This is a genomic window from Mesorhizobium atlanticum, assembly GCF_003289965.1.
GTDB lineage: Bacteria > Pseudomonadota > Alphaproteobacteria > Rhizobiales > Rhizobiaceae > Mesorhizobium > Mesorhizobium atlanticum.
Window position 1 is genome coordinate 170,490 of record NZ_QMBQ01000012.1, and the last position, 11,781, is coordinate 182,270.

8 protein-coding genes are annotated in these 11,781 nt (G+C 63.6%); 6 read left to right on the forward strand and 2 right to left on the reverse strand.

The window, feature by feature from the left end; genetic code table 11:
* Positions 1–69: 69 nt before the first annotated feature.
* Positions 70–885, forward strand: coding sequence for a pyrroline-5-carboxylate reductase (gene proC, locus DPM35_RS30235; RefSeq protein WP_112131140.1), 816 nt, complete (start codon positions 70–72; stop codon positions 883–885).
* Here the strand turns inward: proC and DPM35_RS30240 are convergent.
* Positions 833–2,200 carry an NAD(P)H-dependent oxidoreductase gene (locus DPM35_RS30240; protein ID WP_112131141.1) on the reverse strand — a complete coding sequence of 456 codons (1,368 nt, stop codon included), beginning with the start codon at positions 2,198–2,200 and terminating at the stop codon, positions 833–835. The two genes, proC and DPM35_RS30240, sit on opposite strands and share 53 nt — an antisense overlap.
* A gap of 413 nt (positions 2,201–2,613) precedes the next feature.
* On the opposite strand from DPM35_RS30240, the gene DPM35_RS30245 reads away from it, so the two are divergent.
* From DPM35_RS30245 to DPM35_RS30260, 4 genes are read left to right on the forward strand one after another with little or no spacing between them, the layout of a single operon-like run.
* Complete coding sequence (locus DPM35_RS30245; protein WP_112131142.1) at positions 2,614–4,062, forward strand: TolC family outer membrane protein; 1,449 nt, start codon at positions 2,614–2,616, stop codon at positions 4,060–4,062.
* A gap of 40 nt (positions 4,063–4,102) precedes the next feature.
* Positions 4,103–6,235 (forward strand): type I secretion system permease/ATPase, encoded by a 2,133-nt coding sequence (locus tag DPM35_RS30250; RefSeq protein ID WP_112131143.1) that lies wholly within the window; start codon positions 4,103–4,105, stop codon positions 6,233–6,235.
* 13 nt (positions 6,236–6,248) lie between these two features.
* On the forward strand, positions 6,249–7,538 hold the full coding sequence (locus DPM35_RS30255; protein ID WP_112131144.1) for an HlyD family type I secretion periplasmic adaptor subunit: 1,290 nt from the start codon (positions 6,249–6,251) through the stop codon (positions 7,536–7,538).
* Positions 7,528–8,169 carry a ribbon-helix-helix domain-containing protein gene (locus DPM35_RS30260; RefSeq protein ID WP_112131145.1) on the forward strand — a complete coding sequence of 214 codons (642 nt, stop codon included), beginning with the start codon at positions 7,528–7,530 and terminating at the stop codon, positions 8,167–8,169. The genes DPM35_RS30255 and DPM35_RS30260 overlap by 11 nt, the downstream gene beginning before the upstream one ends.
* Before the next feature lie 11 nt (positions 8,170–8,180).
* Here DPM35_RS30260 and DPM35_RS30265 read toward each other — a convergent pair whose 3' ends face one another.
* Entirely contained in the window at positions 8,181–9,098 is a 918-nt protein-coding gene (locus tag DPM35_RS30265; protein WP_342633685.1) for a transglutaminase-like cysteine peptidase, read from the reverse strand.
* Between the two features lie 350 nt (positions 9,099–9,448).
* Here DPM35_RS30265 and DPM35_RS30275 point away from each other — a divergent pair.
* A partial coding sequence (locus tag DPM35_RS30275; protein WP_198419737.1) for a VCBS domain-containing protein occupies positions 9,449–11,781 on the forward strand: 2,333 nt, incomplete at its 3' end.

Here is an 11,781-nt window from a genome sequence, read left to right on the forward strand (position 1 = left end):
CGATCTCTCGCGGCTGGACTTTTCCAGAGCTCCGCAATTGTTTAAGGAAGCCTTCTTTCGGAGGTTTTCATGTCGATCAGGCTCGTTCTCGCCGGCTGCGGCAATATGGGTTACGCCATGCTCTCGGGCTGGCTGAAGTCCGCTAGGCTCGAGCCGTCGGCGGTGTTCGTGGTCGAGCCCAACGCGGAGCTGCGCCAGCGGGCCGAACATCTGGGCTGCCGCGTTTCCGCCGACGCCGCGGCCATTCCAGCCGGTGCCGTACCTGACCTCGTCGTCATCGCGGTAAAGCCGCAGGTGATCCGCGAGGTGACGGCGCACTACAAGCGCTTCGGCGATGGCAGGACGACTTTCGTCAGCATTGCGGCCGGCACGCCGGTCGCCACCTTCGAGGAAATCCTGGGCAAGCTCGCGCCGGTGGTCCGCTGCATGCCCAATACACCCGCCGCGATCGGCAAGGGCATGATGGTGGTGTTTTCCAATCCGCTGGTCTCCGATGACGTCCGGCGCTTCGTCTTTGAGCTGCTTTCGGCAAGCGGCGTCGTGACGACGATCGACGACGAGAGCCTGATGGATGCCGTGACGGCCGTCTCCGGCTCCGGCCCGGCCTATGTCTTCCACTTCATCGAGGCGTTGACGGTTGCGGCCGAGAAGGCCGGCCTGCCGGCCGAGACCGCCAAGCTGCTCGCCATGCAGACCGTTTTCGGGGCCGCCTCGCTGGCCGCTGAAAGCGACGAGGAGCCCGGCGTGCTGCGCCAGCAGGTGACCAGCCCCAACGGCACCACCGCCGCCGCGCTGGCGGTGCTGATGGGCGAAGACCGGCTGACGAAGCTGGTCACCGAAGCCGTGGAAGCAGCGCGGCTGAGGTCGATAGAGCTGGGGAGATAACCTTCGCGCCGTACAGCATCTCGTCCTGGAGCTGCCGCAGGGCGTAGAGTCTCGTCGTCTGGTCCGGCGCTGCATTGTCCGCCGTCAGCAACTCACCTTTCCTGACCGGCTTCAGCACCTTGCCGCCTTCGAGCAAGCCGACCGGGACGGCGCGGTTCGCCCGGGCATCGGCAATGGTCATGGTCCAGGAGCGGTAGCAGGTTTCGCCGATCGCGTCGAAGGTCTCCCCGGCTGCAAGGTCGCGCTTGGCGACCGCGCAGACTTCCGCCACCGGCCTCGGCAGGGGCACCATGTCGGGCTTGCCGTAGAGCATGATGCGGGCGGCGGTCAGCGGCACCTCCAGCGAAGTCAGATGATAGGGCCGGAACAAGCCGTAATAGGGGCCGTGGCCGACATGGAGATCGTCCATGCGCTCGACGATGCGCGGATGCATCGCCTCGACGATGACGAACACGCCAGGCGCCACCCCCTTGCCGATCGTGTAGTCGACCACGCCTTTCCGGGAGAGCAGGCCGCCGTCCTCTTTCGGAATCAGCACCTTGGCCAGTTGATCGCGATCGGCCTTGGGGCCGTGCATGCCCGGGACATCCGGGACCAGGCCGGTGGCGTTGGCGATGGCGCACATCTCGACCATGGTCTTCGAGCCGTCGACGAATTCGACCAGCATGCGCGGGTTCATGTTCCGGCGCGCCGCCTCTTCCCGGTAGTCGTCCGGAACGGCGTCATGGTTGAGCGGATTGTTCTTGCCCTTGCCCGCCGCGACGATGCTTAACCCAAGCGCCGAGGCGAATTCGATCAGTTCCATGCAGCTTGACGGCTCGTCGCCGGCACCGACCGAATAGACCACACCCAGCCGGTCGGCCTGCTGCTTCAGGTAACAGCCGATGGTCACGTCGGCCTCGACATTCATCATCACCAGATGCTTGCCATGCTCCATGGCCATCAGGTCGAAATCAGCGGCGACGCCCGGCTTTCCGGTGGCGTCGATGACGACGTCGATCAGCGGATTGGTGACCAGCATCTCGTTCGAGGTGATCGCGATGCGGCCAGCCTCGATCGCCTGGGTGACCTTGGAGGCAGTTTCGGCCTCGGCAGCCGTCGCCTCATCACCATAGGCGATGCGGATCGCCTCACGGGCGGTGTGCGGGCGCCGCGTGGAGATGGCCGCGATCGATATGCCCGGCATCAGCATGCCCTGCGTCACCAGATCGGTGCCCATCTCGCCGGAGCCGATGACACCGATGCGCACCGGCCTGCCCTCGGCGGCGCGGCGGGCAAGATCACGGGCAAGCCCGGTCAGGGCGACATTGGTCATGCAAGAAGATCCACTGCTTTTTGATCCGGCTCGCAATACAGCGAACGATCACCGTTTGCCAACCAAACCAGACGGACATGGCGATTTCTTGCGCATTGTTTGCAAAGGTGCAGCAGATTTCCCGGGAGCTTGTATCCAGCGGCCGCATGATTCGCCATTTGTTTCAGGCCATTAACCATTGCAGCCCGCCTTGAATCGAAAATTCCTAGCCGTAGCGCGTCCTGTTTCTGTGCCATTTTTGCTACAGGCTTTGGCCCTAATGCCGGGAATCGCACTTTTAAGGGGTGTCCAACTCAATATGCACTCACATCCTCGAAAAATCTGATAGATACTCGCCGCAAGCTCCGGTGGCAGGCTTGGGCAAATAAGCGCCGATAAAAATACAATGGCGCGGGGATAGTCACGGGGTAGAAATGACCAGGACGGGTAAAGTGACCGTCGGCTGGCGGATTGCGCTTGCCATTACGGTGTCGATGCTGGTTTGCGGTAGCGCCAGCGCACTCACGCTCAAAGAAGCCGTTGCCGTCGCAGTGGAATCCAATCCGGAGATTGGCCAGGCGATCGAAAACCGCGAAGCGATCGAATTCGAGCTGCGCCAGGCGAAAGGCCTTTATCTTCCGAGCGTCGATCTGGAAGCGTCGACAGGCGTTCGCCGCCTGGACAATGACACACGGCGCGCGCTCGACGAGGATCACAAAGCCCTCTATCCGAACGAGGCCGACCTTACCGTCTCGCAGACGCTTTACGATAGCGGCGCAAGGCGGGCGGAACTCAATCGTCAGGCCTCGCGGGTCGATGGAGCTTCCTTTCGGGTTCTGGAGCGGTCCGAGTTCATCGGGCTCGCGGTCGTCCAGGACTATCTGGAATACATGCTGCAGGCTTCGATCGTGGCAGAGGCCAAGAAGAACCTTGGCTTTCATCAGTCCATTCTCAGCGACATCAAGCAAGGCATCGCGGGCGGCGCGCTCAACGACGCCGACCGGCAGCAGGCCGAGGAGCGCCTTTTTGCCGCCAAGGCGCGGATGCAGGAGGCAACCGAAGAACTCGAGGCGGCCAAGATCCGCTTCTTCAAGAATGTCGGCAAGCCGCTGATCAGCCCATCGCGGCCGGCCGATGTCTCAGCCGCCCTGCCGCGGTCGCTGGACGATGCGATCGGGCTTGCCAGGCAGAACAATCCGCGTGTCCATATGGCCAACAGCGATATCGACGCCGCGGCCTCGCTGGTCGATGCGGCGCGGGCGAAATACGGTCCGACGATCACCGCCGAGGGCGTTGCGCGTGGCGGATATGACATTGACGGCGCCGACGGCGACACCAGCGACCTGCAGGCTCGGGTGGTGCTGCGCTGGAACCTCTATCGCGGCGGCATCGACAAGGCCAATGAGCAGGAACAGATCCGCCGCACCAGCGAGCAGCGTCTGGCGCTGCATCAGGTGCTGCGCGAGATCGAGGAAGCTGTCCGCACCTCGTGGGACCGCAGGTTCCGCCAGGCGGAACTGGCAAAGACGCTGCGACAGCAGGCGGCCACCAACGAAAAGCTCGTGGCTTCCTATCGTGAGCAGTTCAAGGTCGGACAGCGTTCGCTGCTCGACGTGCTCGATGCCCAGAACACGCGCTTCAACACCGCGACACTGGCCGACACGTCGTCCTACGCGTCGCTGTTCGCGGAGTACCGGCTGCTGGCGGCAACCGGGGAATTGCTGAAGACGCTCAACATCCAGCCGGCCAAGCAGTCCGCGGCCTACGCTCGTGAGGAATTCGGTGTGCCGGCTACGGCCGATACCGAGACCTATGCGCGGACGCCGTCGGAACAGAAGAACGATCTGCCGTTCGACATCCTCGCGCCGGTCAGGAAAAAGTAGCTAATGTAAGCATCGATCCCTCAGTCCTTCGGGGCGGATCGTGAACCAGCAACCTCATATCTTGTCGCCCAAGGAGGCTTTCAAAGCCTGCTTCTGCGCCGTTGCGGCCTATCTCGGCAGGCCGAGCGCGGAAACGGTGCTGTTTGCCGGCGTGCCGATTTCGGAGACGCGCATCGAGCCGGATGAAATCCGCCATCTGGCCGAGCGCATCGGACTGGAGGTCCAGGATTTCAGCCATCGCGATTTCCTGCGCGGCCGCTTCGATCTTCCGGCGATCGTCTTCCGCGTCAGCCAATTGCCGGTCGCGCTCCTGGCGGAAATCGAGGGCGGGCAGTATCTGACGGCGCCGCAGGAAAACGGCCGCACCACGATCGACAGGGCGGAACTCGCCGAAAACTACATCAGCGGCGGCACGTCCTTTTCGATCACCTATGCCAACACCGCCGAAGAGATGACCGTCGGCACAGCCGCGCGGATCGAAAGGCGCCACTGGCTGACCGGCACCATGGGGGCGTTCTGGCGCACCTATTCCAAGGTGGTGCTGTCGGCGGTCTTCATCAATCTGCTGGCGATCGCCTCGCCGATCTTCACCATGAATGTCTACGACCGCATTCTGCCGAACAAGGCGATCTCCACGCTATGGGTGCTGGCGCTGGGCATCAGCGCGGCCATCCTGTTCGACCTGCTGCTCAAGACGGCCAGGGCGTCGCTGATCGACTATGCCGGACGCAAAGCGGATCTGCGGATATCCTATCTGCTGTTCGAAAAAGTGCTGAATTCCTCGCTTTCGGCCCGGCCCGGATCGACCGGTGAATATGCAAACCGTGTCACTCAGTACGAGTTCGTGCGCGAGTTCTTCACCTCGAACACCATCAGCGTCTTCATCGACACGATTTTCGTGTTCGTCTTCCTGGCCGTGATCTATGCCATTGGCGGCTGGCTGGTGATCATACCGGCGCTGGCTTTCGTCGTCTCCGTCATCGTCGGGCTGATAACGCAGCGGCGGATCGGCAAGCGGGTCGCCGCCTCGATGAACGAGGCATCCCAGCGCCAGGCCCTGCTGGTCGAATCCATTTCCACTCTGGAGACGATCAAGTCGCTGCGCGCCGAGGCCTATCTGCTGCGCAAATGGGGCGAGCACTCGAAGAACGCGGCCAACACGTCGGAGAAGATCAAGGAGCTCTCGGCGGCGGCGGGCAACATCACCGGCGCCATCCAGCAATTCGTGACGGTCGCCCTGGTTGTGGCCGGCGCCTATGCCTTCTCCGAAGGACAGGTCTCGACGGGCGCCATCATCGGCACCGTGATGCTTGCCGGCCGCGCTGTGGCGCCGCTCGGCCAGATCGCGATCACGCTTGCGCGTTTCCGGCAGGCCATGCTGTCGCTCAGGATCATCAACACGATCATGTCGCAGCCGGAAGACCGTCCCGACACGGTCGGTTTCGTCAACCGACCGATCCGCAGCGGCGCGCTCGTCTTCAAGAATGTCGGTTTCGCCTATCCCGGCACGGAAAACGAAGTTCTGAGCGGGCTCAACATCGCGGTCAAGCCTGGCGAGCGGATCGGCATCATCGGCCGCATCGGTTCCGGCAAGACCACGATGGGCCGGCTGATCGGCCGGCTTTTCCTTCCGACGTCGGGGGAGCTGCTCATCGACGGCATCGACATCCGCCAATACCACCCGTCGGAGGTTCGCGCCGCGGTCGGCATCGTCGCGCAGGCCGGCGACCTGTTTTCGGGAACCATCAAGGAGAACCTCCTGATGGCGGCGCCGGAAGCGACCGACGAGCAGATCATCGACGCGGCGAAGGCCGCGGGCGTCGACGACTTCGTCTCGCGGCATCCGCGCGGCTACGACATGAATGTCGGCGAGCGCGGCACCAATCTCTCGGGCGGGCAAAGGCAGTCGGTGGCAATCGCCCGGCTGCTTTTGACGAAGCCGAAGATCGTCTTCCTCGACGAGCCGTCGGGTTCGATGGACCTCGCCTCGGAACGGCAGTTGATCAAGCAGCTCAAGGTGGCATTCGACCGCAACACGACGCTGATCGTGTCGACCCATCGCTACAGCATGCTGGAGCTGGCCGACCGCCTCATCGTCATCGAGCAAGGCCGCGTCGTCGCCGACGGGCCAAAGGAACAAGTCATCCAGGCACTGCAGAAGGGCAGTGGCTGACCGGAACGCAGATATGCTTGCAAGGGAAGACCGGCCACCTCTTTTCGCCTCGGCGTCCGTCTACATCATCGGCGCCCTGTTCGTGTGCTTCACGGCCTGGGCATCATTTGCCGAGGTGGACGAGATCGCGCGCGGCGACGGCAAGGTGATACCCGCCTCGAAGACGCAGGTCATCCAGGCCAGCGAACCCGGCGTCGTGCAGGAGATCGCCGTCCGGATCGGCCAGACCGTCAAGAAGAACGACCTCATCATCCGTCTCGACAATTCAGGCAACACGTCGAGCCTGGGCGAAGAGAAGGCCAAGGCGCGAGCGCTGCAGGCACGCATCGCTCGGCTGCAGTTCGAGCAGAGCGGCAATGTCGAAGGGTCCTTCCCCTGCCCCACGGAAATCCAGACGGTCGCGCCGGAAATCTGCGACAACGAGCAAAAACTGCTCGTCGCGCGCCGCGACAATTTCGAGGTCAAGCTGTCGGTTCTCAAATCGCGCCTCGATCAACGCGAGAAGGAGTTGGACGAGGCCACCGCCAATTCCGACCGCCTGTCCAAAAGCCTGGCCGTGACCGACCAGGAAGCGGCGCTGGTGGAACCCATGGTCAAGAAGGGCCTGATGGCCAGGACCGAGCAGATCCGCGTCGAGCGCGAGCAGACCGACCTGCACGGACAGCTGGCACTCGCCGGTGAAACCATCAAGAAGACCCAGGCGGCAATCACCGAGGCGCAGCTTCAGGTGAACGAGCTCGGCCTGCAATTGCAGCAGGAGGCGCTGAGCGACCTGACGCAAGCGCTGGCCGATCTTTCCGTCGTCGACGAGACCATCCGCGGCGCCACCGACAAGGTCGCGCGCACCGATATACGCTCGCCGGTCGACGGCATCGTCAACACGCTCGACGTCAACACGCTCGGCGCCTTCGTGCAGCCGGGCGCGGTCGTGGCCGGCATCGTGCCGACATCCGAGACGCTGCTGGTCGAGGCACGGGTTTCGCCGCGCGACGTCGCCTTCATCCAGCCGAACCAGGAAGCGCTGATCAAGGTCACGGCCTATGACTTCTCGATCTTCGGCGGCATCGAGGGCAAGGTCTCCAACATCACCGCCGACAGCCTCGTCGACCAGAAGACCGGCGAACCCTACTACCAGGTGCGCGTCGCCACCGAGAAATCGACGCTGACAAGAAACGGCAAGACCTATTCGATCATCCCCGGTATGATCTGCTCGGTCGACATCAAGACCGGACGCAAGACGATCCTCAATTATCTCTTGAAGCCGATCAACAAGGCGCGTCAGGAGGCCATGAGTGAGCGATAGCGCCATCCGCCCGGACACTCCGCGCGAACGGCTGCTGCCGGCGCTCGCGGCCGAGGATTTCGGCCCGGAGTTCCGCGTCGTGGCGCGCGGCGGCGTGCGTCGCGGCATCCGGCTGGAACGCGCCTTCTGGGTGTCGCTGAAGCACATGGCGGAAAGCCGCAAATGCACGATCGGCATGCTGGTCGAGGAGATCGCCGAGCAGCATCCTGACCAGGGCAACCTCACCTCTGCGATCCGGGTCGCCTGCATGCGCGGCCTTGCCGAGGAAAGCATGGAGCTGCGCAAGCTCGCCTCGATCCGGACGATCAACGCGATCCTGGTCGCCTGCCCCTCGCCCGCCTTCGCGTTGTCTTCGTCGAAGAAGATCCTGGCCTTCAACACGCCGTTCCAGCAACTGGTCAGGCGCCAGTTGCCGAGCGCGCCTGGAGAGGATGGGCGGCAGGATCTAAAGCTGGCGCTCGATCTCAACGTCACCGACATCTTCGCCAGGCTCGACGCCAATGGCGAAACGCCGGTGACCAGCGGCTTCGTCATCGGCGCCGGCGAGCGGCGCTATCGTGGCCAGCTCAGCGCCGTGCGCGCACCTGTCGCCGAACCGGAACTTCTGATGGCCTTCGTCTTCAACGGGTAGAGCCGGTCGGCCTACTGCTTCGATACGACAGTTGGTTCCGGCGATCCTTCGCCGGGCGCCACCGTCGTGAAGCCGCCGGCGATGTCGGCCATCTGCGCGCCAGCCTTCGATCCGTGGATCCAGGCGCGATCGGTGCTGAAGGAATAGAGCGGAACATAGTCGGGCAATTCGCTGTCGCGCAGGACGGCGTTGCCCAGACTGTCGAGGATGAACGCGCCGCTTGCCGTGCTGACCGACAGGACGGCATGGAAGAACTTGCGGCGGCGATCCTGGAGCACCACCAGCGACATGCTCTGCGCCGGAATGCCGGCCCTGAGCAGCGCCGCCATCTTGAGTATGGCGAAGTCCTCGCAATCGCCGGCGCGATGCTCCAGGATTTCCGAGGGCTTTGCCCAGTAGTCGAGCTTGCCGTAGACGACGCTGTCCTTGCGATAGGCGATCAGCCGGTTGATGCTTGAGTTGACGAAGGACAGCTTGTCGCGAAAGCCCTTGGCCGCGGCAATGTCGATGATCTCGGAGAAAGCCGGGCTCTCGCGATCGCAGGCGCTGCCCGCGGTGCAATCGACGATTGCCTTGTAGACGGGAGCCCAGCGCGCCGCGACCGGGAAGTTGCGCATCGACAAGGCGACGGAGCCGAAAACGCCGGGAATGATCGCGGCGGTCTGGATCGGGTCGATGCCGGGATCGGCCTTGGCGCCGGAAAGCGCTTCAACCTCGGCCGCCGGCGCATAGCCAGCCGAAATGTCCGCGATGCGGTATACGGCAGTTGGCTGCCAGGGCTGCGGCCGGGCCAGCAAAACGCCGCCGAGGCTGGCCGGCGCAACCACCTTTTGCGGCACCGGATCCGGGCCCGAATCCACGCTGGCGGATGATGGATTTGCCAGGCCGGCAAGGCCGACAGCCAGCAAGAGAACCTTGATCCCCGTCATTCCCGGGGCTGCTTTTTGTATTTTCATAACGCCCACCTTTGACTGTGGACGCTACCAATCTTGTCTCAAATTATCGGAAAGGAAGGTGGGTAAATTTCCGCGAATCACGCTATTCTATTTTTTGTTAAATTTTATTCAAATTTATACTTTCATTTACCAAGCCGACGCCGTGCGCCGCAGCCGATCCCGCGCCCCTTAAGATCATGCATAACAGAGTATATCATCGTAATTTACCAAGTGTAAAAAATGCGATTCTCTACATATTCGAGTATATGAAATAGATGGAAGGTCTGTTGCAAAGTCCGGGGCTCACATGTCTCTTTCCGGGAAATGCCGGAGGGGCTTGAGCTATGACGACCAATATCGAATTCGATGCCGTTTCAAATTCCTGGGACGAGCACAGCAGCGCCGCTGAAAACCATAACCCGACGGGTGTCCAGGTCGCGCAGGCGACCACCGGCCAGGCGGCGAGCGAGCCGGTGCCGGTCGATGTCGGCAGCGGCGCGCCGGCACTGGGCGCGGCCAATACGCCGGCTGCAAACCAGCCGGCAGCCAATGCGAATGCCCCGGCCGCCAGCGCTCCGGCTTCCAATGCCGCCCAAGGAAACGCACCGGCAGGAAACGCGCCGGCGGCGAATGCCGCGGCCACGAATGTTCCGCATGAATATCATGCCGAAGCCGGCAATGTCGTGAAGCTCCCGGCCAATGTCTCGATCGACAACATCAAGGTCGACGGGCACAATCTCGTGCTCGTGCAGCCCGACGGATCCGAGATCGTCATCAAGGACGGCGCGCTCAACGTGCCGACCTTCATCCTCGGCGATGTCGAGGTGCCACGCGTGGCCCTGATCGCCGCCCTCGAGGCCAGCCATGTCGACGTCGCCTTCGGCGCCGACGGCTCGATCTCGGCCGGCGGCAATGGCTCGCCGAGCAGCGCGGGCGGCAATTTCGAACAGCCTCCGGGCGGCATCGGCGACGGCTTCGGCCTGACCGCCCTTCTGCCGCCGACGGACCTGGCGTTCGGCCAGCCGGAGCATCGCGAGCTGTTCCCGGGATTGGTAAATCGTGCGCCTGAGATCGACGTGACGCCGACGAGCCCGAATCCGCTGGACGGCAACAATGTCGTGGATGAGTCCGGTCTTCCGGTCATCGGCTCCAACCCGTCGGATGCTGCCATACATGCCACCGGCACGATTCACCTCGCGGATCCGGACGGCGCGGGCGACCTCAAGACGCTGACGGTGGGCCTCGGTGGCTCGACGCCTGTAACGGTGAACATCTCCTCCATCACGGGCGCGAACAGCCAGAGCTTCGACTTCACCAGCGGCGGCGCGCATGGCACGCTCATCATCACCGGCTACGATCCGGCGACGGGCAATGCGATCTACACGTACACGCTGACCAATCCAGTCCACGACGCGACGCCGAACAACGGCGCCGATACCGTCAGCCCTGGTGACACCTTCACCTTGACTGTAACGGACAACAGCAACGCCAGCGGCACCGCCAACCTCGTCATCGACATCAAGGACGACGTGCCTCATGCGGTCGCGGACACCAGCGGCATTTTGGCCGGGGCCACGTCGGCGTCAGGCAATGTGCTGGTTACTGACGGCTCGGGCGACCACCAGGATACATTCGGCGCCGACGGGGCTGCGGCCGGCGGCGGAGTTGTGGGTGTGGCCAAGGGCGACACCGATGCAAACCTTAACGACACCAGCACGCTGGGCGGCACCGGGGTGGCCGGCGCGCATGGCACGCTGGTACTGGGGGCGGACGGCACCTACACCTACACGCTCGACCCTAATGACGCGGCGGTGAAGGACCTGCCCAAGGGGCAGACGCTGACGGATACGTTCACCTATACGATCGCGGATGGCGACGGAGATCTGTCGCACACAACGCTGACGGTGACGATCACCGGCACGAACCACACCCCGACAATCGACGTGACGCCGACAGGCCCGAACCCGGCGGACGGCTACAATATCGTTAACGAGTCAGGTCTTCCGGTCATCGGCTCGGACCCCTCGGATGCCGCCATCCACGCCACCGGCACGATACACCTCGCGGATCCGGACGGCGCGGGCGACCTTAAGACGGTGACCGTGAGCCTCGGCGGCTCGACGCAGACGGTGAACATCTCCGACATCACTGGCGCGGGCAGCCAGACATTCGACTTCACCAGCGGTGGGGCGCACGGCACACTGACCATCACCGGCTACGACTCGGCGACGGGGAATGCGGCCTACACCTACACGCTGACCAATCCGGTAACTGAATCGCCCACCGACAACGGTACCGACACCGTCAGCCCCGGCGACACGTTCAACCTGACGGTGACGGACGGCAGCAATACCTCGGCCACCGCCTCGCTCAAGATCGACATCGTCGACGACCAGCCGACGGCCAATGCCGACGCGCTGACGATCGCGGCGGCGGACTTTAGCGGCCATAGCGGCAACGTGATCACCGGCTCGGGCGAGGACAGTCCGGTCGCGGGCGCCGACGTCAAGGGCGCTGACGGCGCCAGCGTGACCTCGGCCTACGGCACCGGCTCGGCCCAGACCGTGACGGCCGGCGGGGTGTCGATCGCTGGCCTGTACGGCACGCTGGTGCTGCACTCGGACGGCTCCTACACCTATACCCGCGCCGCCGGCACGCCAGGCAATGTGGACGATGT